Below are 24801 nucleotides of genomic sequence, written 5' to 3' on the forward strand. Positions count from 1 at the left end.
GCCTCAGCCGGCGAGCTCGTCCAGCCCGCACGTCGGCAGCGCGATCCAGCCCTCGGCCAGCGCAGACTCCCGGAGCTCCTCCGGAACCGGCACCGTCCGCCCGAGGGCGTGCGCGCGGGCGTTCAGCGCCGCGATCACCGCGTCGAAGGCGTCGTCCGAGCGCGCCATCAGCGCCGCCGCGCCGACCGGCAGCACGAGCCACGGCGCCGCCCGGCGCAGCGCCTCGACGGCGAGCGCCACCGCCTCGGGCCGCGTCTTGTAGCCCGTGGTGTCGACTCCCCAGAGCCGGAGCGCCGCCGCCGGGTAGGCCTCGACCAGCCGGCCGCCGCCGGATCGGTCGACGTCCTCGCCCGCCGCCGCGAAGGCGTCCAGCAGCTCGGCGCAGCGCATCGCCGTCATGCCGAGCCGGTCGGTCGACACGCTCAGCGGCCAGCGCCCCGTGACCTCGCGCGCGGCGCGGTCGGTCTCCCGGTAGGCGAGCCGCCGCCGCCAGTCGCGCCCGGCGAGCGTCCGCGGCGCGATCTCCCGGCGGGTGTGCGCGGACACGAACGCCGCGAACTCCAGCGGCCAGCCGAACGCGCAGTCGATGCCGATCGTCGTCGCCTCCCGCGACGCGGCGATCACGTCCTCGTCGGTGGCGCCGAGCACCAGCGAGCGGACGACCGCCTCGCCGCCGCTCCACTCCAGCGCGGCGACCGCCGTCCGCACGGGCTCCGCGGCGAGGTCGACACCGATCGTGAGCATCAGGTCAGGCTACCCGCCGGGCGCGCCCCTCCCGCCGGCTCGCTACGCTCGTGCGATGACGCCGATCTCCCCCGCACGAGGGACCCGCGCGCTGCGGATCCTCCTCGCCGTCCTGCGCATCGCGGTCGCCCTCACGGTGCTCGCCGCGGTCACCGCCACCGCGATCGACTCCGCCTCGCGCACGCCGCTGATCCCCGTGAACTTCTTCGGCTACTTCACGATCCAGGGCAACCTGCTGATGGCCGCGGTCCTCCTGATCACCGCCGCGCTGTCCCTCGCCGGCCGGGCGCAGAGCGGGACCATGGCACTGGTCCGCGGGGCGACGACGAGCTACATCATCGTCGTCGGCCTCGTCTACAACACGCTGCTCGTCGGCCTCGCGGGCGGAGTGACGCTGCCCTGGGCCAATACCGTGATGCACCTGCTCTTCCCGGTCTACGGCCTCCTCGACTGGATCTTCTTCACCGACCGGCCGCCGCTGCCCTGGCGCCGCCTCTGGGTCGTCACGATCTACCCGATCGTCTGGCTGGTCGTGGTGCTGATCCGCGGTGCGACCGACGGCTGGGTGCCGTACCCCTTCCTGAGCCCCAGCATCGGCTACGACCGGGTCGCGGTCTACGTCCTGGTCGTCGCCGCCGTCTTCGTCCTCTCGGGCGCCGTGGTCTGGGCGCTCAGCCGCCTGCAGGCCTCCGGCGCCCGACGCGAGTGAATCGAGCCGGACGTATCGGGCCCCGTTCTGGGGCCACGCGCGCAGGACCGCCGGAGACCCCGCAGGCCTAACGTCAGGATCGGCGGCCCCCACCGCTGTCCCCCGACCGAGAGCGGTTCCCCCTCATGCGCCTCCCCACCTCCCTCCGCCCGCGCCGTCCCGGGAGCCGCCGCGTGCGCGCGCTCGCCGTCGGCGCCGTGCTCGCCCTCGCTGCGGCGGTGGTGCCCGCGGGCGCCGCCTCCGCCGCGACCCCCACCCTGTCGGTGCTCAGCCTCGGTGACTCGATCACCCAGGCCTACGGCACCTGCGGCCAGTTCGCCGACTGCCCGCGCAACAACTGGTCGACCGGCACGAACACGACCGTCAATTCCTTCGCGAGCCGCCTGCGCACCGCCAACCCCGGCACCACGGTGACCACCGCCAACTTCGCGCAGACCGGCGACCTCGTCGCCGGCGTCCCCGCCCGGATCGACGCCGCCGTCGCCGCCGGTGTCCGCCCCGACGTCGTCACCCTGCTGATCGGCGGCAACGACCTCTGCTCCGCGAAGAACCCGGTCGCCGCCGACGGCTACACGATGACCACGGCCGCCGCCTTCAGCACCGGAGCGAGCGCCGCGATCACGAAGATCCGCAGCACCTGGCCCGCCGCCAAGATCGTCCTCTCCTCGATGCCGAACGTCGCCGCCGAGTGGGCGGTCGTCAAGGGCGGCTTCGGCTCGGTCGTCTGGGCCTCGGGCAACCTCTGCCGCACCACCCGCGGCGTCAGCGCGACCGGCGGCCGCCTCAGCACCACCGCCGCCTCGGCCTCGGCCACCGCCGCGAAGACCCGGACGACGCAGTACAACACCGCACTGCAGAAGGCCTGCACGGCGGCCGGAACCCTCTGCGACTACGACGGCGGCGCGCTCACCGCGACTCCCGTCACGAAGGCGCTGATCGGCACCACCGACTACTTCCACCCCAGCATCGCGGGCCAGGCCAAGATCGCCTCGGTGCAGTGGACGGCGTCGAACTTCGGAGCCGCGGGCTAGCGCCCGGAGCGGCCGCGCGACGCCTCAGGCGTCCTGCGGCCGCTCGCCCTCGCGGAGCCGGCGCTGCTCCTCGGCGAGCCGCGCGTAGTGCGCCTCCTCGCGCTCGAGGTCGGCGAGCTGCTCCTCGGTGCTCTTCGTCGGCGGCCGCACCACCGTCGTCGGCGGGGGCGGCGTCTTCGAGCGGCGCGGCCGCTTCGTGCGCCCGCTCGGGACGAACGAGGCGCCCTCGCCCTTCCTCCAGTCGTGCCCGAGCAGGAACCAGATCGTCACGCCGATCAGCGGGATGAAGACGATCAGCAGGATCCAGACGATCTTGGGCAGATTGCGGACCACGTTGTCCGGCTGACGCACGACATCCACGAGCGCCAGCACCATCAGCACGACGGTCAGCAGCGAGAACAGAAACCCCATGCGTCCGAGGGTACGTCGCCGAACCCCTGAGGATCCTCGCAGTCGCCGTTCCGACGTGCCCGGCGCCACGGCGGTGCGCCTTGAGGCACGCGGCGACCGCGTCCCCCGCGCCAGCGGCCTCCGAGCAGTGCGCCGTCACGGCTAGCGTCTCCTCCCGAGCCGAGGGCCGGCACCCGCCGACCGGAGGATCCCCGAGCACGCCTGCAGACCCGATGCTGCTGCCGCGTCGAGGGGATCCGGCGCGTCCGGAGGAGTGCGAGTGACCAGCGACGACCGCACGACGACGGCCCTCGCGATCCGCCTCCCCCGGCCGGTCGCCGGCGCGCTGCTCAGCAACGCGGTGTTCGGCGGCATCACGGCCGTCGGCGTGCCCGTCGCGCTCGATGCCGCGGGACTCGCCAAGGTGCAGATCGCGGTCTTCTTCGTCGTGAACGCCGCGATCGCGATCGCGTACAACACCCTCCTCGTGCCCCGGATCCGCCGGGCCGGCTACCCGAGGGCCGCCCTGGTCGCCACCTCGCTCGCCGTCCCGGTGGGGCTGCTGCTCGTGCGCGCCAGCGGCGGCCACGTCGTCGTGCTCTACCTGGGCGGGGCGCTGATGCTGTTCGTCAGCACACTCGTCCCCCAGCTCTTCGGCCGCGTCGCCGCGCGGGGTGGCGACACTCAGGAGGCGTCGATCGCCCGGATGCGCGCGGTCCTGATCTCGGGCTACATCCTCGGGCTCGTCCTCTACGCGCTGCTCGCGCAGGCCGGGCTCGATCCGCTGCTCGCCGCCGTCGCCGCCGCCGTGGTGACCGCGGTCTGCGCGACCGGCTGCCGGTCGACCCGCCTCGCGGCGCCGGACGGGCCGCGCAGCGACGGCTCCACCCGCCCGCGCCTCGCCCTCGTCTTCCTCGCTGCGCTGGCGCTGGTCGCGCTGCTGAAGTCGGTCGACACGCTCCGGGCGATCTACCTGCCGCTCTTCGCCGTCTCCTCCGGTGTCCCCGCCGCGCTCGTCGCGCCGGTGCTCCTCGCCTCCGCGGTCCTCGAGCTCGCGGCGCTGCCCGCACTGAGCCGGCTCAGCAGCGCCCGCGGCAGCGTGCTCACGCTCGCCGTCGTCGCACTCGCCGGGGTCCTGGCGTTCTCGATCCTCTCGAGCACGCAGTCCTATCCGGCGCTGCTCGTCTCGCAGGCCCTCTACGCGGTCGCGGCCGCCGGCTACCAGAGCATCGGCCTGCTCCTGCTCGAGCGGACCAGCGGCGGCGGACCCGGCGCCGGGGCGAGCGCCTACATGGCCGTCGTGCAGATCGGCACGGTCCTCGGCGCCCTGCTCCCGCTCGCGGTCACCGGCTACGACCCGCGGATCTTCCTGCTCGCCGTCGGCCTGGCGGCGACGGCACTGCTGCTCACGGTCGCCCTGCGGCTCGCGGGCCACCGGCTCTGAGCCCCACTCGACCACCTCCGCCCGACCACCACCGGTTCGATCTGCAGGTGATCCGAGCGTTCCGGAAACCTCCACGCGGCGGAACGCGCTCTCGCCTCGTGATCGCCTGCAGAACGAACAGCCACCTGCACGACGTACCCGCCTCCCAGCCGCCGCGTGACACCATCGACGGATGAGCGCGCCGATCCCCGCCCCCGCGAGACGCCGCTTCCTCACCCCGCGCCGCGTGGCGCTGATCGCCGCGCTGACCGCACTCGTCGTCGGTCTGGCACTCCTCGGCCTGGTGGCGCTGCAGTACTCGACCCTCGCCGCGCAGGGCTTCGACGACGTCTGCCTCGCCAGCGTCGGCCGCGTGCCCGCCGAGGAGGGCTCGCTCGTCGCCGGCTCCTGGTCCTGGTGGCCGCTCGGCAGCACCTGCCGCTGGGAGCTGCTCGACGGCACCGTCGTCGACGCGGCACCGGACTGGTCGACCACCGCCGTCGGGATCGTCGGCGCCGCGCTCGCGCTCCTGGGAGTGCTGGGCACGGCGCTCGCACTCCTCGTGCGGCGCCGCGCCCGCTGACTCAGCGGTCGAAGAGGTTCCCGAGTCCGCCGAGGTCGGGCATCTCGAAGTTCGAGCCGAACTCCGACACCTGCTCGCCGAGCCCCGACACGTGCTCGCCGGCACCGGAGACGAACTCGCCCGCGCCGCCGGTGATGTCGCCGAACTCGCCGAGGTCGCCGAACTCGCCCAGCCCGCCGGCCAGGTTCTCGAAGTCCACGCCCATCCCGGCGGCCTGCGCGAGCAGCGGACCGGCGACGCTGCTGAGCACCGCGCCGCCCGCGACCGCCGCGAGCAGTCCTCCCGCGGCACCGAGGCCGACGCCGGCGACGGCGCCCACTCCGGCACCGGCCAGCGCACCCTTGGTCCCGGGCTTGGAGAACATCTTCTTGAGGAAGCCGGGGTTGTGCGCCTCGCCTCTGGTCGCCGCGCGGGCGAGATCGTCGGGCGCGGAGGAGCGCGGCTGCTCGTTCGCGGGCAGCTCGTCGCGCAGGCGCCCCTCGACCTGGGCACGCTGCGCCGGCGTCAGCTTGGCGAACGCGTCGCGGTGCACCTGCTCCAGCTGCTCGGGGTCGGCGGTGCGGAGGAGGTAGTCGTAGCGCGCGATCGCCGCGCGGTCCTCCGGCGCGACGGCGGCCGCCGGCCGGGCGTCCTGCGGGCGGGCCGAGGGGTGCGGCGATCCGTAGGCGGGGGTGGGGCCGGGCGTCCGCGAGGCGGGAGCGCTGGGCGCGGCCGTGCTCGAGGACGCGGATCGGGAGTCGCCCGTCACCGCGTTCGCGGCCGAGCGGACCATGTCGCGCCAGTCCGTGCCGCCACCGGTCGCGGGGCGCGAGGAGGAGCTCGACGAGCTCTTGGAGTCGAGCGCCTTCGACGCCATGCTGAGGATGCGCTTGAGAGTGCTCACAGGGGACCTTCCGTCGGGTAACAGGTTCGATAGTGGCGGGCCCTCCTGAGCGAAGCCCGGTGGAACGCCCTCCGGACGCCGAGAGCGCCCGCTCCGACCAGGGGTCGCCCCCGCGCTCCGCTGTCAGCGGACTCGGGTCCTCCGGGGAGGCGACGGCGGGCGATCGGAGGCAGACTCCTGCCATGCAACTGCTCTTCGTGCACGGCGCCCTGGTCCGCGACGGCGACTGGTGGTGGCACCGCACCGCCGAGCTGCTCCTCGAGCGCACCGGTGTCGCGAGCCGCGCCGTCGCCCTGCCCTCCTGCGGCGAGTCGGCGGCGGACCGCGCCGGCGCCGGGCTGGTCGAGGACGCCGCCGCCCTGCGCGTCGCACTCGAAGACGTCGAGGACGACGGGGCGATCGTCGTCGGCCACTCCTACGGTGGCACCGTCATCGCCGAGGCCGGCGCGCACGCCGCCGTCGCCCACCTCGTGTACGTCTCCTCCTACCTCCCCGACCTCGGCTCGACGCAGGGCGGCATCATGGCCGGGGAGACGGACCCCGTCTCGATCGCGCCCCACGACGACGGCACGCTCGGCGTCGCCGGCTACGACGCCGCCTCGTTCGGCCGCCGCTTCCTTCAGGACGCCGACGAGACGACCCAGCGGGCCGCCTGGGAGCGCGTCACGACTCAGTCGATCGCCGCCTTCACCACCCCGACCTCCGTCGCCGGCTGGCAGGGCGTCGACTCCACGTACCTGGTCTGCACCGAGGACGGCAGCACCTCGGTCGGCCTCCAGCGCGTCCACGCCGAGCGCGCCACCCGCTCGATCGACCTGCCGACCGGCCACCACCCCTTCCTCTCCCGACCCGACCTCGTCGTCGCCGAGCTCGAGGCGATCCTGCGGTCCTAGCCGCCCGGATCCGGCCGCCCGAGACCAAGAGGACGTCGCCCACCGAGCCGCCCGACGATCGGACGGTCGTCACCCGTCCGTCACCCGGCCGCCCTCGACCCTCAGCACCTCGTCGCTGAGCATCTCGATGTCGCTGTCGCGGTGACTGGTGAACACGATGGTCGTCCCCTTCGCCTTCTCCGCGACGAGGATCTCCCGCAGGCGCTCGACCGATTCCGCGTCGAGGGCGTTGAACGGCTCGTCGAGGAGGAGGACAGCGGGGTGCTCGAGCAGCGCCTGCGCGAGCGAGAGCTTCTGCAGCATGCCCAGCGAGAAGTTCCGGGCCTTCAGCGGCGATGTCGGCGAGAGACCGACCTGCTCGAGGACCTCGTCGATGCGGTCCTCGCCCACCTGCTTCCGGATCGAGGCCAGGTCGGCGAGGTTCTGGCGAGCGCTCCTGCCGGCCAGGTAGCCCGGGCCGTTGATCGAGACGCCGAATCGATCGGGGTAGTCCCGACCCCGGGAGAGGTAGGCCGGATCGATCGTCACGGTGCCGCCCGAGGGTCGCAGCAGGCCGCACATCAGGAGCAGCAGCACCGACTTGCCGGCGCCGTTCGGCCCGACGAGGCCGTAGGTCCGCCCGTCCTCGATCCGGAGGGACACGTCCCGCAGGATCTCCTTCCGGCCGAAGCTCTTGCCGACCTCGGCGAGGGTGATCACGTCCACCAGACCACGACCTTTCTTCGTGCAGTGAGAGCGAGGAAGCCGACGCTTCCGAGCAGCGACAGGGCGAGCAGGGACGCCACGAGGACGGCGATCCGCGGGAGGACCCGATCACCGCCGGGGCCGCCGTCGGCGAGGCCGCCGAGGAGGAACGGGTTGTCCGGGGCGAACGAGCGGGACAGGACGACGGCGACGGCGACGAGGCAGACGGCGACGAACCTCGACTGGACGCCCGCGATCGAGCAGCGCAGGACGACCCCGACGCCGCCGTACAGGGCCGCGCACACGCCTCCCGCGGCGACGGCACCCGCCACCGCGATCCACTGCGGCGAGGGCGCGACGACTTCCCGGGTCGCGCAGAGGACACCGGCGAGCACGAGCACAGCCGCGACCGTCCACGCCGCGAACGAACCGACCGAGCTCCGGACGACCTCGCGCCGCAGCCGGGCCGCCCGACTCCCCGCTCTGATGAGCTCGTGATGCTCGCGCTGAGGTGTCGGCGATCCCCGGCCGATCATGCCGACCAGGAGGAACGGGAGGAAGACGAGCAGGTACTGCATCGACTCCGCGATCGATCCGAGCGGACTCGGCACCAGGAGACCTGCCACCTCGAGGAGGTCCCGGCCGGCGGAAGCCTGGAGGAAGGAGAAGAGGACGAGCAGCGCCGAGACCGACAGGAGAACGGAGACGGCGACCCGGTCCGCACGGCTCGAGGCCCGCGCGGCGTGCCGTACCACCAGTCCGACGCCGAGGAGGACGATCAGCGGCCTCAGCGCCGTCCCGACCAGGGACGTCCTCTCCATGCCGACCACCAGGTCGAGGAAGGCGGCGGCGCTGAGGGGCGCACTCGGCGGTACGAGAGCGAGCACTGAGAGGACGACCCAGAGGAAGAGACCGCCGACCGACGCCCAGGTGGCGGAGGCCCTGCCCGAGAGCAGGCGGACGGACACGACGACAGCGGCCGTCGCGCAGAGCGACGCCCCGAGGAGGCCGACCTGCGCGACCAGGGCCGCAACCGGAGCGAAGCCGTGTGCTCGAAAGACGGCGGCGACGCTCTCCGGAGGCGCGAACGACGTCGGCTGCAGACCCGCACCGCAGACGAGGCAGACGGCGAGGGCACCCGCCGCCGCCTTCGCGCACAGCGTCGCCAGGCCCGCGAGGGTCCCGCCCCAGGCTCGGAGGAGCGACCCGTGGCGGAGCAGCGCTCCGGGCGAGGCGGTCCGAGTCGCCCGCAGCGCCGACAGGATCAGCCACAGCGGAACGACGACGAAGCCGAGGTAGTAGGGATCGGCGGCGACGTCGAGGAGGACGTCCCAGACCCCCGGTGACCGGCCGGTCGCCGTCTCCTGGAAGAAGCGCGAGTAGAGGGCGTACGCCCCGGTGAGACCGAGGAAGACCAGCGCGGTGAGTCTCTGCCCCGTCACAGGAGGTGCCTGCTCTCGCTCGGCCGCCGCACGACGAACACCCAGAGCGCGGCCGCCAGGAGAGCGGTGAGGAGGGTCGGGGACGCCGCGATCAACCACGGGGACTGCTCAAGACCCGCGGGGAAGACGGAGAACATCGGCGTCAAGGCCGGTTCATGGAGCACGGACAGCACGACGGTCAGCCCGAGATAGAACGCGAACGGCAGAAGCAGGGCGACGGCCCTGTTCGGGACGAGGACCAGACTCGCCGACGTGAGCACCGAGTAGACCGCCGCCGCGAAAGCGAACCAGAGCGACATCAGCAGCCCGAACACCAGGACGTTCCCACCGCTGAGATTGGCGAACGTCTCGCGCTGCTGGAACGGGACGGCGTCGATGTACACGGAGGGCTCGACTCCCGGATGCCCCAGAAGCGGCCATACGACACACACGATGAGTGTCGCGAGGAAGCCGTAGAGGAGGAAGACAGCCGAGGAGAGAAGCCCCGCGGCGATGAACTTCGCCGAGACCACAGCCGAATAGGACTGCCGCGAACGCTCGTTGACGACAGCTCGGTGCGCCACGTCGTCGGACAACTGCATCGACCCCGCCACGGCGACGACCAACGGGAACACCAGTGCTGCCGGTGAGCCGAAGAGCGTGATCAGGACGTCACCGTCGTCACGGAAGACCGAACGCGTGTTGGAGAGAATCGCTTCGACGATGACCGCGATCATGATGCTCGCCGCGAAGCACGTCGGAAGGTGTGACCGCCGTCGAACGAGCTCTCGTCGCACCAGAACGACAAGATCTCGGCAGCGTTCTCGCGGGGACATCACTCATCACATCCTTCCGAGTCGAGACGAACCGACCTCGAGGGGGACCACGCCGCTGGTCGGAAGAGCCGGGGCCCTAATTGCTGCGCCAGGCCCCCTGGACCTGAACCTGCACGACATTGCCCTTCCCGATGCGCAGCTGCAGCCTCACCTCGGCACCGGCAGGAAAGCGGTTGTGCAGGTTCGCCTCGCTCCTGTCCTTCAAGCCGCGCACCTTCGCGCTGCACGCGAGAAGCGCGCTCTGGCACATCTCCACATCGACGGAGTAGTCATCACCGACTGTCCCCACGTTCACGTGACCGTCGAAGTCGGAGATCTCCTTCGTTTGGCTGTTAGTCCACCCGGCGATCTGGAAGCGGGGAAGAGTCTCGTTGAAGGCGATGTTCTTCGTTCCCGCATACGCGGTACCGGTCGCTCCGAGCATCAGAGCGCCCACGAGACCGCCGACCGCCAGTGCTTTCGTTGAATTCCTCATATCGATGACTCCATCCGTCAGGGGTCCATCTTCATCGCGGACGCCATACGTGTATTGAAGTCGAGCCGACTGACACGGACACGTGATTGCGCCGCTCTGGCGCGAGATCGTGCGCGTGACGGAGGTTCTCCGCACCGAGCCGACCGGAGGGCACGTCCCGGACCCTCGAAAGGCGTAGGCGCTCGGCGTACCGGGAGCCACCCCGCTGAACAAGCCGCCCGTACACTCGCGAGCATGCCTCCCGCGCTCACCGGCGAGTCCGTGATCGGAGCCGTCTGAATGCCCGACATCGAGCTCGTCAGCGCCGACGGCTGCGTCCGCGCCTCGATCAACCCCGTCGCCGCGAGCATCCGCGTCCTCGACGTCGGCGGCCGCGCCCTCGTCGAGCCCTACGAGGGCGACCAGCCGCCCGGAGCAGCCGGGGCGGTGCTCGTCCCCTGGCCGAACCGCGTCCGCGACGGCCGCTGGCTCCTCGGCGGCGCCGTGCAGCAGCTCGCGATCACCGACCCCGCCACGAACTCGGCCAACCACGGCCTCCTCGCGACCACCCGGTACCGCATCGGCGAGCGCACCGCCGACAGCGTCACGGTGCACGCCCGCCTCGACTCCCCGCCCGGCTACCCGTTCGTGCTCGCCACCAGCGTCCGCTACCGGCTGCACCCGGCCGGGCTCGACGCCCTGCACGTCCTCGTCAACGAGTCGGACCGCCGCGCCCCGGTCGCGCTCGGCGTGCACCCCTACCTCCGCGCCGGCGACGCGGACGAGCCGCGCATCCGTCTCCCCGCCCGCGAGCGCCTCGTCCTCGACGAGCGCCACCTGCCCACCGGCGAGCGCCGCTCGGTCGCGGGCACGCCCTTCGACCTCCGCGCGCGAGTCCCGCAGCGCAGCGCCCCTTGGCACGCGAGCTACACCGCCCTCGAGCGCGACCCCGACGGCACCGTCCGCGCCGACCTCAGCGCTCCGGGCCACGGCCGCACCACGCTCTGGGCCGACGCGTCCTTCACCGCCCTGCAGCTCTACATCGACCGCGACCGGCGCCCGCCGGCGATCGCGATCGAGCCGATGACCGCCCCGCCCGACGCCCTGAACTCGGGCGAGGGGCTCCGCTGGATGGAGCCGGGCGAGCGCGCCGAGTTCCGCTGGGGTATCGACTCCGGCTGAGCAGGTTCGTTCAGGCCTGCGCGCGCAACACCCGGTGGAGCGGTCAGCGAGAAGAGGTGTCGCCCGCGAATCGTCCAGGGGACCCGGCCGATCGCCCATTCCTCCGCCCTCGCCTCGCTCTCTACCCTCGACCCATGGCAGTCATCGCAGAAGCCTCGCAGCTCATCGCGCCCCCGCCGGCGGCGGCCGACCTCCTCGCGCGGGGCGCGGCGGCCGTGTGGGAGACGACGATCACCCTCCCGACCTACACCCCCGAGGAGCCGGTGCAGCTGCCGATGTTCCTCGACCGCCGGGTCTACCAGGGCTCGAGCGGGCGGGTGTATCCGCTGCCCTTCATCGACCGGATCGCCTCCGACGCCGTCGACCAGGAGTGGCGCGTCGTCGTGCTCGAGAACGAGTTCGTCCAGGTCGTCGTCCTGCCCGAGCTCGGCGGCCGGATCTACTCCGGCTACGACAAGACCACCGGCTACGACTTCTTCTACCGCAACACCGTCATCAAGCCGGCGCTCGTCGGCCTGGCCGGCCCGTGGATCAGCGGCGGCGTCGAGTTCAACTGGCCGCAGCACCACCGCCCCGGCACCTACCTGCCCACCGCCTGGAGCCTCGAGCGCGCCGATGACGGCTCGGTCGTCGTCTGGTGCAGCGACCACGACCCGTTCTGCCGGATGAAGGGCCTGCACGGCGTGCGCCTGCGCCCGGGCTCGAGCCTCGTCGAGCTCGACGTGCGCCTGCACAACCGCACCAGCGAGCGGCACACCTTCCTGTGGTGGGCGAACGTCGCGGCGCGAGTGCACGACGACTACCAGTCCTTCTTCCCGCGCGACGTCCGCTACGTCGCCGACCACGCGCGCCGCGCGATCACCGCCTTCCCGGCGGCCGACCGACCCTACTACGGCGTCGACTACCCGGCCCTCGCGGCCGAGCACGGCGCCGGATCGACGCAGGACGGCCCGCCCGCCGACCGGATCGACTGGTACCGCAACATCCCGGTCCCCACCTCGTACATGGTCGTCCGCACCGACGACTCCTTCTTCGGCGGCTACGACCACCGCGCCGGCGCCGGCTTCGTGCACTGGGCCGACCGCCGCTTCGCTCCCGGCAAGAAGCAGTGGACCTGGGGCGACGCCCCGTTCGGCCACGCTTGGGACGCGCAGCTGACCGACGCCGACGGCCCCTACGTCGAGCTGATGGCAGGCGTCTACACCGACAACCAGCCCGACTTCTCCTGGCTGATGCCCGGCGAGACCAAGACCTTCTCGCAGTACTGGTACCCGATCAGCGGCATCGGAGTGGCGCACCAGGCGACCCGCGACGCGGCCCTCCACCTCGACGTCGAGGCCGGCAGCATCCGCTTGGGCGTCGCGACGACGCGCCGTTTCCCGGGGGCGACCGTGACGCTGCGCGTCGACGGCACCGTCCTGCACGAGTGGATCGCCGACCTCGAGCCCGGGCAGCCGCTGCTCGTCGACCTGCCGACCACCCGCACCGGCCCGGAGGGACTCGGCGTCACCGTCGTCGCCCAGGGCTCGACCGTCCTCGCCTACGAGGTGCCGACGGAGTTCGACGACACCGAGCCCGAGGTCGCGACGGAGCCGCTCCCGCCCGCCGAGACCGCGTCGGTCGACGAGCTCTACCTCGTCGGTGTCCACCTCGCGCAGTACCGGCACCCCACCCGCTCGCCGCTGCCCTACTGGGAGGAGGCGCTGCGCCGCGATCCCAGCGACGCCCGCGTGCACCTCGCCCTCGCCGACCACGCCTATCGCCGCGGCGAGTACGCCGATGCCCTCGCGCACGCCGACGCCGCGATCCGGCGCCTCACCGCCCGCAACGGCAACCCGGCCGACACCGAGGCCTTCTACCTGCGCGGGCTGATCCTGCGCCGCCTCGGCCGCGCGACCGAGGCCGCCGCCGCCTTCGGCAAGGCCGCCTGGGACGGGAAGTGGGCGCACGCCGCGCTCTTCGAGAGCGCACGCCTCTCGGCCGCCGCCGGCGACCACGCCGCGGCCCTGGAGGATCTCGCCACCTCGCTCCGCCTCGACACCGACGACCTCCGCGCCCGCGCCCTGCAGGCGGTCTGCCTGCGCGCGCTCGGCCACACCGGCGAGGCCGAGCGGGTCCTCCACGAGACCCTGCGCCTCGATCCGCTCGACCAGCTGGCCCGCACGCTCACCGGCACCGATCCGGCCGACGCGCACGAGAGCATCGACGTCGCGCTCGACCTCGCCTCGTTCGGCGAGACCGGCGAGGCCCGTCGGCTGCTCGGCGCCGTCGCGCACGGTGACGGCGGCGCCGCCGGAGCGGGCAACGCCGCGCCGATCGCCGCCTACCTCCTGGCCCGGCTCGGCGAGCCCGTCGACACCCGCGCGCTCGATCTCACCCGCGCCTTCCCCGCCGGCCTCGACGCACACGACGCGCTGACCGCCGCGGTCGCCGCCGACCCGGCCGACAGCACCGCCCGGTCGCTTCTCGGCCTGCTCCTCTACGACGCCGGCCGACGCGATGAGGCCGCCGAGCACTGGCGCCGCGCGATCGCGGACGGCGGCGCCGACGCGGTGACGCACCGCAACGCCGGCCTCGCCGCCTACAACGACGAAGCGGACGACGACGCCGCCTGGGCGCACTACCTCCGCGCCCGCGAGCTCGCCCCGCGCGACGCCCGTTTGCTGTACGAGCTCGACCAGCTCGCCGCGCGCCTCGGCCACTCGGCCGCCGACCGCCTCGCCCGCCTCGAGGGCGACCGCGAGCTCCTGCTCTGCCGCGACGACCTGACCGTCGAGTACGCCGGTCTGCTGATCGAGGCGGGACGCGCGCAGGAGGCGCTGTCGCTCCTCGAGTCGCGCCGCTTCCAGCCCTGGGAGGGCGGCGAGGGCCGCACCCTCGCCGCCTGGGACGCGGCCCGTGCCGCGCTCGGCCTCGAGTCGGCGACGCCGCCGTCGACGCTCGGCGAGGCGCGTCCCCGCTTCGACGCCCCGCAGGCGACGCTCGACGACGGCTCCACCGACTACTTCGCCACGAGCCTGCCCGCGCTGCTGCTCTTCCACCGCGACTGACGGCGGGCAGCGCGCACCCCGCGCACACGAACGAGGGCCGGCTGCGAACAGCCGGCCCTCTCCTCGTGCGTCCCCCTACTTGCTCGAGCCCACCATCAGCCCCGAGACGAACTGCTTCTGAAACGCGAAGAACACGATCGCGGTCGGGATCGCCGCCACCACGGCCCCCGAGGCGACCACGTTCCACTGGCTCACGTAGCCGCCCTGGATGTTGAGCAGCGCGGCCGTGATCGGGAAGTTCGTCTCGGTCCGCAGCACCGTCACCGCCCAGATCAGGTCGTTCCAGATCCAGGTCGTCGCCAGAGCGCCGAGCGCCGCGAGCGACGGCCGGCACAGCGGCAGGAGGATCCGCCAGTAGGTGCGGAGGACCCCCGCGCCGTCGACCTGCGCCGCCTCGAAGATCTCGGCCGGGATCGACCGCATGAAGCCGTGCAGCACGAAGGTGTAGAAGCCCAGCCCGAAGCCGACCTGCACCACGATCAGCGCGAAGAGCGTGTCGTAGATGCCGAGGCTCTCGGTGATCCGCGAGACCGGGATCAGAAGGATCTGCGGCGGCAGCAGGTTTCCCGCCAGCATCAGCAGCAGGATCCCCCGGCGGAACGGGATGTGGAACCGGCTGAGCGCGAACGCCGCCCACGAGGCGAGCAGCAGCGAGAGGAACACGGTGAAGACCGTGACGATCAGGCTGTTCACCAGCGCCTCGCCGACCAGCCCGGCCGTGAACACCGTGACGAAGCCGTCGAGGCTGAAGCTCGCCGGCAGGGCGCCGAGCCCGTTGCCGGTGATGTCGTCGAAGCTGCGGACGGCCACGAAGAGCACGAACAGCATCGGCAGCACCCAGAGCAGCGCGACCGGCGCCATGATCGCGTGGAAGATCCACGAGCCCTTCACCCGGCGGCGCGGGAGGGTCGGCGCGGCGAGACCGGGCGCGACCGGAGCGATGACGGCCATGTCAGTCCTCCTCCTTCGTGGCGCGCACGAGGTAGCTGATGATGAAGACGATCGCGAGCAGGAAGATGACGACCGCGATCGCCGAGCCGTAGCCGAGGTTCAGCACGGTGAAGCTCTCCTGGAACATGTAGGTCGAGAGCAGCTGCGTCGAGTTGTACGGCCCGCCGCGGGTCATCGCCCAGACGATGTCGAAGGTGCGCAGCGAGTCGATCACGGTGACCGCGAAGACGACGCCGTTCACGCCCTTCAGCTGCGGCATCACGATCCGCCAGAAGCGCTGCGTCCGCGAGGCGCCGTCGACCTGGGCGGCCTCTTCGAGACTCGGGTCCGCGCCCTTCAGACCGGCCAGGTAGAGCACCATGATGTAGCCGCACTGCCGCCAGACCGCGGCGACCAGCACCGCGTAGAGCGCGAGCGTCGGATCCGCGAGCCACTGCCGCTCGAGGTCGCCCAGGCCGATCCCGCCGAGGAAGCTGTTGACCACGCCGTCCGGCTGGTAGATCACCCGCCAGAAGAGGCCGGTCACCGCGAGCGAGAAGACCATCGGCAGGTAGATCGCACTGCGGTAGATCCCGACGCCGCGCCGCGGCTTGTTCAGCGCGACGGCGAGCGCCAGCCCGATCGCCACGGAGAGACCGCCGAAGCCGATCACCCAGATGACGTTGTTGACCAGCGCGGTCGCGAAGATCGGGTCGGAGCCGAGGTCGACGAAGTTGTCGAGGCCGATGAACTCCGGCTCGCCGATCCCGTTCCACCGGGTGAGCGAGAGGTAGAAGGAGTTGATCGCGGGCCAGAAGACCCAGGCCAGCTCGACCGCGAGCGGGACGAGCAGGAAGAGCCAGACCACCGCGGGCACCCGGGTGATCCGGCGCCCCTTCCCCGAGCGGACCAGCGGGCGGGCCGGCGGCACCGGTGGAGTCCCCGGCGCCGGAGCGGGCGGCCGCTCCACAGCGGCCGCCCTGGTCGTCCCGGTCACGGGTTGAAGACCTTGTCGGCCGCCGTCTGCCACTCCTTCAGGATGCTGTCGACCTCGCCCGGCTGGGCGATGAACTTGGTGAGCGCCGCATCGGCCGTGGTCTGCAGGTCGTCGGAGGAGTCGCGGTTGAAGAACTGCGTGATCTGCTCGGTGCCGGCCAGCAGCGCGACGCCCCTCTGCACCAGCGGCGAGAACACCGAGGTGTCGACGTCGGGCGAGGTCGGCAGGTTCGACGACTGCGAGGCCTCGATGTAGGCGGACTGGCTCTCGGCCCCCGCGAGGTAGGCGAGGAATGCCTTGGTCGCGTCCGCGTCCTTGGTCTTCGCGCTGGCGAAGTAGCCGTCGGTCGGCGCCTCCTCCGCGGTCGGGATGCTCGCGTCGATGACCGGGACGGAGAAGAAGTCGAGGTCGTCGCCCTCGCCCTCCGGCATGTTCTGGCTGATGAAGGCGCCGACGAGGTACATCGCGTTCTTCTTCTGCACCAGCGGCGTGACGGCGTCCTGCCAGGCGTAGGAGGGGGCGTTCGGATCCATGAACGGCACGATGTCGGCGTAGTACTTCATCACGTTCTTCACCTCGGTCGAGTCGAACGACGACTTCCCGGCCAGGAGCTCCTTGTGGTAGTCCGCGCCGTTCACGCGGAGGTTGAGGATGTCGAACCAGCCGGACGCCATCCACGGCGTCGAGCCGATGCCGTTGGAGAGCGGCACGAGCCCCTGGCCCTGCAGCGTCTCGCAGAGGGCCATGAACTCGTCCCAGGTGGTCGGCACCTCGACGCCCCACTCCTCGAAGGCCGACTTGCGGTAGAAGACGCCCCACCAGTAGTAGTTCGTCGGCAGGAAGATCTGCTTGCCGCTCGCATCCGTCGAGAGGTCCTTGAGCGCCGGGGAGTAGCCGGCCGCGGCACCGTCGCCGGTCCAGAGGTCGGAGAGGTCGAGCAGCAGGTCCTGCGCGGCGTAGTCGCGGGCCACCGAGCCGGCGTACCAGGTGAGCACGTCCGGCGGGTTGCCCGAGGTGAGGTAGGTGGAGAGCTGCGCGCGGAACTGCTCGATCGCCACGGTGTTGAGGGTGACGGAGCCGCTCGAGTAGTTCTTCACCAGCGCCTCCAGCGCCGCTTTCGGGGCCGGGTCGGAGAGGGAGGACTGCAGGACGATCCCGCCGCCGCCGCCCGCTCCGCCGCCGCCCCCGCCGCCGCCCATGCAGCCGGTGAGGAGCGCAGTGCTGCCGAGCGCGGTCGCGCCGTACAGGAAGCCTCGTCGGGTGAGGTTCGGGAATCGCTGATCAGTGGTCATGGTGTCCTCCTTGACTCCGTGAAACCGGGGGGCCGTGCTGTGCTGCGGGGCCGGTCGTGCTGCGGTGCTGGTCGTGCCGTCGTGCTGGTCGTGAATCGTGCTGGTCGTGGATCGTGCCGGTGGTGCCGTCGCCGGGTCCGCCTAGGCGGGCGCGGCGAAGATCGCGTTGCACTCGCGCTGCAGGGCGATGTCGTCCCACATCGGGTGCTGGGGTGCGCCGTTCGAGCAGACGATCGATCCCCGGGCGCCGACCCGCCGCGACTCGCGCATCGCGAGCCGGCAGTACTCGGCGCCGATCGGCCCCTCCTCGAAGCGGCCCTCGAGTGGCGTGTAGCCGACCCAACCCTCGCCGAAGACGAGCGGCACCCCGCGCAGGGCGGCGTGGTCGGCGGCGACGGCGATCCAGATCTTCAGCGTCGAGCGCATCTCGAGGTGGTGAGCGCCGTAGCGCTCGTACAGCCAGCGGTCGATCTGCTCGGCGTCGCCCCAGTCGTGCGCGTAGATCTCGCCCTTGCCGACGATCGTCGCGGTCAGCTTCCACTGGTCCTCCGCCGGGAGCGTCCACTCCGCGATGGGCGGCGCGCCCTCGAGCAGAAAGGCCTCGGCGGCGAGGTCCTGCTCGAACTCCTCGACCGGGCTGCGGAGCGCGAACTCGGCGATGAACTCGTTGAGCACCCCGTAGATGTAGGGGTGCAGGACGAGCACGTCCGAGTTCCACGGAATCCCGCGCATCCCGCCGACGGGCACGTGCGCGTAGTTGACGGAGCACGGGACGCCGTCGGTCAGCTCGTGGAACCGGTCGATGCCGCGGGTGAGCCGCGGCGTGAGAGCGAGCGTCGCCGCATCGAGGTCGGCGCGGTCGTAGTCGAGCCCCTCGGTGAGGTGCCCCGCCTGCACCTCGTTGTGCAGCTCGACGAACGCGATCCGGTCGTCGAGGTCGTGCTCGGCGAGGAAGTCGACGAGAGCGGCCTGGGCGTCCGCGAGGCGCTCGGCGCGGTCCTCCGGCGGTACCGCCATCAGCGCGTCGAACCAGTCCCGCTCGAGCGCGAAGGAGGAGGACTGCTGGTACTCCCAGGACGAGACGATGACGAACACCCCGTGCCGCTTCGCCGCCGCGAACAGCGCGAGCAGGTGGGCGCGGCCGTCGATGACGGTCGGCTCGGCCACGTCGTACCAGCGCACCCGCTGCGCGTAGGAGCTGCCGAGCGGTCCGAGCCGGAGCTCCCGGGTATCGAGACCGGACTCGAACAGCAGGAACGGCATCGCGCAGATCCGGATGGTGTTGTACCCCCGTTCGACGGCGCCGGCGAAGGCCGCGTCGAGATCCTCGAAGGGCTCGCCCGGTCCGGTGCGGACGTACCAGGAGAAGTCCCAGAGGGTGATGGTGAGGCGCTCGGGGAGGTGGTCCGCGAGCGGCACCGGCTGGTAGGGGGACGAGGGGTACTCCGCTGTGAGCATGGCGCCAGCCTAGGCACGCACCCAGCGCCGACCAATGAAGCGTTGGACGCCATTAGCTGGACGATTCTCTGCTCTGACCTACACTCGTCGGCATGCTGATCCCCGACGGCTTCCTCGGCCAGCGCCTGCATGTCCTCCCGAAACCGCGGGTCGCCGAGGCGCTCGCGGCCCCGATCACCGAGCGCCTGCTGGTGACGGATGCTGGACACTTCCCGCACGCTGCCGCTCACGGCCGCAGCCGCCCCGAGGGCACGCGGGAGGCCGTGGTGATCCTCTGCACCGCCGGCCGGGGCTGGGTGGACACGGGCGATTCGACGGCCCCGGTCGGCACCGGCGAGGTCGCGATCATCGCCCCGGGCGTCCCGCACCGGTACTGGGCCGACTTCGACGACCCGTGGACGATCTGGTGGCTGCACGTCGCTGGAGCCGACGCCGCTGCCCTGGTGTCGGCCGTCATCGAGGAGCGGACGTCCCCCGTCGTCACCGCGCGGGACGCCTTCTCGGCGAAGGCCCTGATCGAGCACGCCGTCGCCGCCCTCGAGCGCGACGAGACCGATTCGAGCCTCTACGCCGCGAGCGGCGCCGCTTGGAACCTCCTGGCCCAGCTCGCCTCCGACCGCGCCCGCGGCACCCTCGAGTCGGGCGACCGGATCCGCATGGCCCAGGACCACCTCCGCGAGCACCTGGACTCCCCCACCAGCATCACCGAGCTGGCGACGCTGGCCGGCATGAGCACCTCGCACTTCTCCGCCCTCTTCAAGAAGGCCGCCGGCATGAGCGCCGTCGAGTACGTCAAGCGCCTGCGCAGCGCCCGCGCCCGCGAGCTCCTGATCACCACCGACGCCCCGATCGCCGACATCGCCCGAGCCGTCGGCTACTCCGACGCCTTCTACTTCTCCCGCCAGTTCCGCGCCATCAACGGCACGAGCCCCTCGGAGTACCGCGCCGAGTTCCACGGCGAGGCGCTGCGCTGAGCCCGGCCACCGAGCCGGTCCGGTCAGCGTGCGCACTCGACGGACGGCCCGCGGTACTCGGCCGATTCGAGGACTTCCACGTCGCCGAACCTCGCGACGACGCGATACCCGTCCGCCAGCGCGTGGTCGCGGATCGCGGTCGTCCGCAGGTCCAGTCCGCGCACCGACCCCGCATTCTCCTGAGTCAGGTCCAGGAGGACGAAGTCGGGCGGCCGGCTGAGGACGCCAGGCAGCGACACCCGGTTGCTCCGCGTCAGCAGCGGCACGAGCCGGTCGTCGGCCGCGACGCACGCGCTCGCCGGCACCCTCTCGACCGCAGCGACCTGATCTCTCCGATGCGGCGACCGCGTCCACGCCTCGCCGGTCGCCATCCGCGCCAACGGGAAGGCCTCGTCGTCGTGGCACACGATCGTCCCGATCACCGGCACGGCGCAGACGACCGCGCCGACGACCAGCGCCACCCGAGCTCTCCCCACGGAGGACGGAAGACGCCGCAGGAGCCGCCCTCCGCCGTCGACAGCGCCCAGGACCAGCACGACCCAGACAGGCGCGTCGTAGTGGAATCCGCTCGTCCAGAGGGCCGGCCGGTCGGAGAGGAATCTCTCGGCCAGGACCGGCAGCGCGAGCAGCGACACCGGCGAGAGCAGCGGAAGCAGGAGGAGGGGTGAGAGCAGCCCCAGAAGCGTCATCGTCTTCACGATCGGCGTGAAGAAGAGCCCGATCGCGATCCACGGCCGCTCGAGCATCGTCCGGGCCACCTCGCCCCCGTCGGCTCCGAGCGCTCCGTAGTCCCAGTAGGCGTACCCGCGTCCGCCGATCGAGGGGATCACCACCCCGACGACGACCGCGAACGCCGCTGCCCCCGAGCACGCCAGCAGCACCCCGACGATCCTCGGTCTCCTGGCCGCTCGCAGCAGTCCGAGGATCAGCACCACCGCCCCCATGTCCTCCCGGATCAGGAGGAGGACCGCCGACGCTGCGACGAGCTGGCGATCGCTCCTGATGTCGAAGGCGTCGACCGCCCAGGCGAGGACCGGCACCGCGAACGCGACCTCGTGGAAGTCGAAGTCGGCCAGCGATTGCAGCGGCCGGCCGAGGAGATACCCGACGGCCAGCAGGCAGCTCGCTCCCACTCCCACGCGCCGGCGCGCGACGCGCCAGACGAAGACGGAGGAGCCGGCGACCAGCGCGGCCTGCGCCACGAGCAGCACCCGCGCGTCGTCCCAGATCCAGTACAGCGGAGCGAGGACGACGAGGATCGGATGGAAGTGATCACCGAGCAGGTCGAAGTCGTCGCCTTTCAACGGCGAGAGCGGCGGTCGGAACTGCGAGTACGCCCGCACCGCCTGGTCGAAGATGCCGAGGTCGTACCCCGCCGTGAGCAGCTGGTCGGCCCGGGAGATCGAGTAGACCGAGTAGACCGCGAATGTCAGGAGCGCGAGCGGGACGATCAGCGAGCGCAGCCACGCGAGACGCCCACCGCACACCGGCCGACTCCCGCCGCGCCCTGTCCAGCGCATCCGCACCTCCGCCGACGGCGGACGGCGCACCACTGACCGAGGAACCCGCTGTCTCTGCGAAGGATGATAGACGAGCTTCCCTCAGCAATGGGCGACCGGCGCACGACGCCGCCTCATCATGCCGGATGGAACGTGGCTGCCCGAGCACTGCGGACTCAGCCGAAGTGCCGATTGAGAGGTCCCGACGAAGGACCGGACGCTACCCGCGAAAAGAAAAAGCTTTGGTGCCCCTGGAGGGACTCGAACTCTCTCGTTCCCATTGACACCACCACGCGCCGCGATACCCGGAGGAGCGTGATCTAGGGCTGATCGCTCGGTCGATCTAACCTCGAGCAACGTCCCGCTACCCCTACGAGCTCTGTCGGCAGCACACGGTTCAGCACATCATGAGATGCGCCTTCTGGGATCGCTGCCACTCAGTCAGTGCGCTCGCGGCGGATCGCTCGTTCGATGTCGTCAGCGAGCTTGGCTGCCTTCTTGGTCCGCTGGTAACGGAGCGAGGTGGCGGCCTGCTGTGCGAGCTGGGCCAGGTGGAGGAAGTCCGCTTCGAGCTGCGCGTGGGCCTGGTGCTCGTAGTTTTCACTCTCCCCAGTCCAGAGTTTCAGGATCTCGCGGTCCTTCTTCAGGTCAGCAACGCGGTCCCGATAGATCTGGACTGTCTCCTCCAGTGGCTGCCAGTACGCCTCAGCGTCCTCCGCCCACTTGAGGTACTTGGACTCGTCGCCCCGGTCATCCCGCTGCACGAGATCGAGAACGGCTGTCGGGTGGCGGTGCGCGAGGCGTCGGGCGATGTCGCGGGTAAGGAACCATCGGATGTGCGTGCGCCCACCTTCGACGAAGCTGCCCTCGCTGGTCCGGATCTCGTCGGCACTGATGCCGGCTATGGCTGCGAGCCTGTCAACGTCGGTGATGACGCCGATACCCATCGCACCGTTGTAGTAGAGGTCCATCAGATTGGGGGCAGACGGTGAAGAAGACGGTCCACGCCGCTTCGCGCTCTTCGTAGATCGGGCGACCGTCTGCCTGCACGTCATCCCACCGGCGCTCCTCTTCGATGAACCGCTCCCGATCGCTCCACGGGACCTTGAGGCGTCCCGCGGGCACCCACTCGACGCGCCCCTCGTGGGCGTCATTCTGAAACGCGACCTTGACTCGCGGTTTCTGCGGATCGACACCCGTGGCGAGGACTTCGACCTCGGTGGTTGGCCTGCCCGCGGCCTCGCGGTAGACCCAACGTTGTCCTGCGCGCTGCTGGGGAAGCATGACGCAATCGAACCACCTCGATGACCGTCAACGCATCACCGCCGACGCCGCCGCCCCGAGGCCCCTTAGCCCAGGTGCAACCGAACCCGACGACGGACGTCGAAGGGGACCGAGCTGACTTACCCCGGGTATGTCTATAGCTTGCTCCGCGCAGACGATCCAGACTTAGGAGACCTAAGTCGACAGCTTGCTGCGGACCGGCCGAGCAGACTTACCGCCGGTAAGTGGACAGCTTGCTACACGGCGAGGGGTCACCAACCGGAGGCCTCGAAGGTCGAACTACCATCGTTCGGTGAGCAAGACGAGCGGGCGTATCGACGCGCTGACCCTCGCGGCCGGCGACCTCATCGTCTCGGTCGCCATCGTGCTCCTGGTGCGTTCGATCGTCACGCAGTACCCTGTCGATGGGTACGGCGCCGGCATCCTGTTCGTCATCGGTTTGGGCCTGCTCAGTGACAGAGCGACCAGCCACATCGACCTCGGCGAAGGTCGATCCGGAGGCCAGTAGGGTTAGCGCGCACGAGACCACGCGAGGAACGCTTCAGCCGCCTCACGGAGCGTGTCCCCGCCGCCGACGACCCACTGCTGCGCGTGACGCAGACGTAAGTCGGACGGCCCTGGTACTGCACGAGTCTGATCCAGCCGAGATCCTCGCGCTTGTCTGCCATCCGCCACTCGTATGGGACGACGGACCTCGAGGCATTCGAGAGCGGCGTCCAGTGGTGCGACATGGGGCGAGGATCGCCGAGACGTCCGACACGCGCGGTAGGGTGCAAGCCGTGCCTACCGTCGAACAGCCCTCGTCTTTGGACGAGATCACCAGCGAACTCGGCCGCATGCTGCTCAATTTTGCGGAGCTTGAGGCGAATGCATTGACCGCGCTGGTTGTGTTCTTGCGAGATTCCGACCGAGCGGTCGTTCAAATTGCACTGGCGCGGATTCCATTTGGCGAGGTGCTGAAGAAGTTGAAGGCGATCAGCAATCTCCCATTCGTTCTCGAGCTCCACGGCGATGTCGCCACCGAGCTATCCGCCTGGACGACAACAGCAGCAGCGGTAGCCAAGCGACGAAACGCGTTCACTCATCTCGTTCCCGCCTCAACGGCGTCTGGTGCCTACGAGAACCTCGGCAACTTGCTCAGCCCTGTGATGACAACTCTCGACCCCGGCGAAATTCGAGCAATTACAGCCGAAATCGAGGAGGTAACGCTCGCCGTGATTGGCCTTCGTAGCCGTCTTCTGGGGCGCGTCGTCAACCCGGATGAGCGTGGGGTAGGCGGGACTCACGTTTCGCTCTTTGCTGGGCACTCAGGTCCCGGCACCATGTGGGTTCACGCAGCCGAGCTCTGACATGCGCGCCGTCGGCCAACGCCCGCTACGGGCAGCAGGGCGGGGGTCCGGGCGGCGAGCGTCGACGAGCGACACCTCACTTCGACTCCGCCGCCGCCTTCCTCTCGGCCTCTGCGCGCACACCTTCCGGGAGCATGCTCCAGATACGGTCCGCTTCAGCGGGCTTGGCGACGAGTTCCTCGGTCACGTCGTTGATGGCAGCAAAAAAGAGCTCGATTACGCCGGCTGCAACGTCACCGAGGTACAAGGAGACGATCTCGTCTGCCTCGTCCTCGACATGCAGTGATTTGTTGCCTACGTGTCTGAGCGCCGTCAGGAGCCGCCCGGTGGCTGTGCTCAGTAGTGGTGCGACGTCCGCAATCCTGTCGTCTAGCTGACCCCGGAAGTCGGGTCGGACTGTTCTGAGGAGCCTCTCCAAGGAGGCGCGTGCCAGTGCCGCGGCGGCCCGCCGCGAGATGTCAGCGACGGCCCGAGCCTCGTCGTACAACTCGAGAGCTGCCGGCGGCATTGCGGGGTGAGGGGTCGGAAGCGAAGACGATCGTGGAAAGACGAGCGTTGAGCCCCTCCATACAGACTTGCGTTGACACGCAAAGCAATCGCTCATCATCCAACTTGGTGCTGGCACGAAGGTCGTACCGTGATTCGTTCCAGGTTGGTCAGTCGCGGAGTAGAAGTCGCCGTCTTCGCCATCGTAGGACAGCCCGTACCACGATTGCGCGGCGAGAACGTTGCACC

General features: G+C 70.9%; 25 protein-coding genes. 10 read left to right on the plus strand and 15 right to left on the minus strand.

Going from position 1 to position 24801, the window contains the following annotated elements:
- Nucleotides 1-3: 3 nt before the first annotated feature.
- Nucleotides 4-744 (minus strand): DUF429 domain-containing protein, encoded by a 741-nt coding sequence (locus HRK28_RS04110; RefSeq protein ID WP_160087897.1) that lies wholly within the window; start codon nt 742-744, stop codon nt 4-6.
- 55 nt (nt 745-799) lie between these two features.
- Here HRK28_RS04110 and HRK28_RS04115 point away from each other — a divergent pair, with 55 nt between their 5' ends.
- Both HRK28_RS04115 and HRK28_RS04120 read left to right on the plus strand, forming a co-directional pair.
- Nucleotides 800-1453 (plus strand): Pr6Pr family membrane protein, encoded by a 654-nt coding sequence (locus HRK28_RS04115; RefSeq protein WP_160087895.1) that lies wholly within the window; start codon nt 800-802, stop codon nt 1451-1453.
- Between the two features lie 125 nt (nt 1454-1578).
- A complete protein-coding gene (locus HRK28_RS04120; RefSeq protein ID WP_173250496.1) occupies nt 1579-2484 on the plus strand; it encodes a GDSL-type esterase/lipase family protein in 906 nt (301 codons plus the stop codon).
- Between the two features lie 24 nt (nt 2485-2508).
- On the opposite strand, the gene HRK28_RS04125 is transcribed toward HRK28_RS04120, so the two are convergent.
- Entirely contained in the window at nt 2509-2895 is a 387-nt protein-coding gene (locus HRK28_RS04125) for a PLD nuclease N-terminal domain-containing protein (RefSeq protein ID WP_173250497.1), read from the minus strand.
- 259 nt (nt 2896-3154) lie between these two features.
- Between HRK28_RS04125 and HRK28_RS04130 the strand changes: the two genes are divergently transcribed.
- Together HRK28_RS04130 and HRK28_RS04135 are read left to right on the plus strand one after the other, a co-directional pair.
- A complete protein-coding gene (locus HRK28_RS04130) occupies nt 3155-4318 on the plus strand; it encodes a hypothetical protein (RefSeq protein ID WP_160087889.1) in 1164 nt (387 codons plus the stop codon).
- A gap of 172 nt (nt 4319-4490) precedes the next feature.
- Nucleotides 4491-4880, plus strand: coding sequence for a hypothetical protein (locus tag HRK28_RS04135; protein WP_173250498.1), 390 nt, complete (start codon nt 4491-4493; stop codon nt 4878-4880).
- Nucleotide 4881: 1 nt separating this feature from the next.
- Here the strand turns inward: HRK28_RS04135 and HRK28_RS04140 are convergent, their stop codons facing one another.
- On the minus strand, nt 4882-5763 hold the full coding sequence (locus HRK28_RS04140; RefSeq protein ID WP_173250499.1) for a cation-transporting ATPase: 882 nt from the start codon (nt 5761-5763) through the stop codon (nt 4882-4884).
- Nucleotides 5764-5945: 182 nt separating this feature from the next.
- Between HRK28_RS04140 and HRK28_RS04145 the strand changes: the two genes are divergently transcribed.
- Complete coding sequence (locus tag HRK28_RS04145; RefSeq protein ID WP_173250500.1) at nt 5946-6656, plus strand: alpha/beta hydrolase; 711 nt, start codon at nt 5946-5948, stop codon at nt 6654-6656.
- 69 nt (nt 6657-6725) lie between these two features.
- Here HRK28_RS04145 and HRK28_RS04150 read toward each other — a convergent pair whose 3' ends face one another.
- The 4 genes from HRK28_RS04150 to HRK28_RS04165 form a co-directional block, all read right to left on the minus strand.
- Complete coding sequence (locus tag HRK28_RS04150; RefSeq protein ID WP_160087865.1) at nt 6726-7361, minus strand: ATP-binding cassette domain-containing protein; 636 nt, start codon at nt 7359-7361, stop codon at nt 6726-6728.
- Entirely contained in the window at nt 7352-8782 is a 1431-nt protein-coding gene (locus tag HRK28_RS04155) for a hypothetical protein (protein WP_173250501.1), read from the minus strand. Before HRK28_RS04155 ends, HRK28_RS04150 begins: the two co-directional genes overlap by 10 nt.
- Nucleotides 8779-9498 carry a hypothetical protein gene (locus HRK28_RS04160; protein ID WP_173250502.1) on the minus strand — a complete coding sequence of 240 codons (720 nt, stop codon included), beginning with the start codon at nt 9496-9498 and terminating at the stop codon, nt 8779-8781. The genes HRK28_RS04155 and HRK28_RS04160 overlap by 4 nt, the downstream gene beginning before the upstream one ends.
- A gap of 175 nt (nt 9499-9673) precedes the next feature.
- Complete coding sequence (locus HRK28_RS04165) at nt 9674-10072, minus strand: hypothetical protein (protein WP_173250503.1); 399 nt, start codon at nt 10070-10072, stop codon at nt 9674-9676.
- A 279-nt stretch (nt 10073-10351) separates the two neighbouring features.
- Here HRK28_RS04165 and HRK28_RS04170 point away from each other — a divergent pair, with 279 nt between their 5' ends.
- Entirely contained in the window at nt 10352-11233 is an 882-nt protein-coding gene (locus HRK28_RS04170; protein WP_173250504.1) for a galactose mutarotase, read from the plus strand.
- A gap of 134 nt (nt 11234-11367) precedes the next feature.
- Complete coding sequence (locus HRK28_RS04175; RefSeq protein WP_173250505.1) at nt 11368-14283, plus strand: DUF5107 domain-containing protein; 2916 nt, start codon at nt 11368-11370, stop codon at nt 14281-14283.
- 75 nt (nt 14284-14358) lie between these two features.
- Here HRK28_RS04175 and HRK28_RS04180 read toward each other — a convergent pair whose 3' ends face one another.
- The 4 genes from HRK28_RS04180 to HRK28_RS04195 all read right to left on the minus strand — a co-directional run bounded on the left by HRK28_RS04180 (nt 14359) and on the right by HRK28_RS04195 (nt 18960).
- Complete coding sequence (locus HRK28_RS04180; RefSeq protein ID WP_173250506.1) at nt 14359-15234, minus strand: carbohydrate ABC transporter permease; 876 nt, start codon at nt 15232-15234, stop codon at nt 14359-14361.
- A gap of 1 nt (nt 15235) precedes the next feature.
- Nucleotides 15236-16210, minus strand: a complete 975-nt coding sequence (locus tag HRK28_RS04185; protein WP_367948337.1) for a carbohydrate ABC transporter permease — start codon at nt 16208-16210, stop codon at nt 15236-15238.
- Nucleotides 16207-17502, minus strand: coding sequence for an ABC transporter substrate-binding protein (locus tag HRK28_RS04190; protein WP_173250507.1), 1296 nt, complete (start codon nt 17500-17502; stop codon nt 16207-16209). Before HRK28_RS04190 ends, HRK28_RS04185 begins: the two co-directional genes overlap by 4 nt.
- 141 nt (nt 17503-17643) lie before the next feature.
- Entirely contained in the window at nt 17644-18960 is a 1317-nt protein-coding gene (locus HRK28_RS04195) for a cellulase-like family protein (RefSeq protein WP_173250508.1), read from the minus strand.
- A gap of 92 nt (nt 18961-19052) precedes the next feature.
- Here HRK28_RS04195 and HRK28_RS04200 point away from each other — a divergent pair, with 92 nt between their 5' ends.
- On the plus strand, nt 19053-19934 hold the full coding sequence (locus HRK28_RS04200) for an AraC family transcriptional regulator (protein ID WP_254304493.1): 882 nt from the start codon (nt 19053-19055) through the stop codon (nt 19932-19934).
- Nucleotides 19935-19957: 23 nt separating this feature from the next.
- Here HRK28_RS04200 and HRK28_RS04205 read toward each other — a convergent pair whose 3' ends face one another.
- The 3 genes from HRK28_RS04205 to HRK28_RS04215 form a co-directional block, all read right to left on the minus strand.
- A complete protein-coding gene (locus tag HRK28_RS04205; protein WP_173250509.1) occupies nt 19958-21421 on the minus strand; it encodes a DUF2079 domain-containing protein in 1464 nt (487 codons plus the stop codon).
- A 449-nt stretch (nt 21422-21870) separates the two neighbouring features.
- A complete protein-coding gene (locus HRK28_RS04210; protein ID WP_173250510.1) occupies nt 21871-22404 on the minus strand; it encodes a hypothetical protein in 534 nt (177 codons plus the stop codon).
- Nucleotides 22352-22717: a hypothetical protein gene (locus HRK28_RS04215; RefSeq protein ID WP_173250511.1), complete on the minus strand. Its 366-nt coding sequence runs from the start codon at nt 22715-22717 to the stop codon at nt 22352-22354. The genes HRK28_RS04210 and HRK28_RS04215 overlap by 53 nt, the downstream gene beginning before the upstream one ends.
- A gap of 292 nt (nt 22718-23009) precedes the next feature.
- On the opposite strand from HRK28_RS04215, the gene HRK28_RS04220 reads away from it, so the two are divergent.
- Nucleotides 23010-23225 (plus strand): hypothetical protein, encoded by a 216-nt coding sequence (locus HRK28_RS04220; RefSeq protein ID WP_173250512.1) that lies wholly within the window; start codon nt 23010-23012, stop codon nt 23223-23225.
- A 271-nt stretch (nt 23226-23496) separates the two neighbouring features.
- Nucleotides 23497-24066 (plus strand): hypothetical protein, encoded by a 570-nt coding sequence (locus tag HRK28_RS04225; protein WP_173250513.1) that lies wholly within the window; start codon nt 23497-23499, stop codon nt 24064-24066.
- A gap of 76 nt (nt 24067-24142) precedes the next feature.
- Here the strand turns inward: HRK28_RS04225 and HRK28_RS04230 are convergent, their stop codons facing one another.
- Complete coding sequence (locus HRK28_RS04230; RefSeq protein ID WP_217274393.1) at nt 24143-24574, minus strand: DUF4145 domain-containing protein; 432 nt, start codon at nt 24572-24574, stop codon at nt 24143-24145.
- Between the last annotated feature and the right edge of the window lie 227 nt (nt 24575-24801).

It is taken from the genome of Rathayibacter sp. VKM Ac-2835, from assembly GCF_013266705.1.
Classification (GTDB): Bacteria; Actinomycetota; Actinomycetes; order Actinomycetales; family Microbacteriaceae; genus Rathayibacter.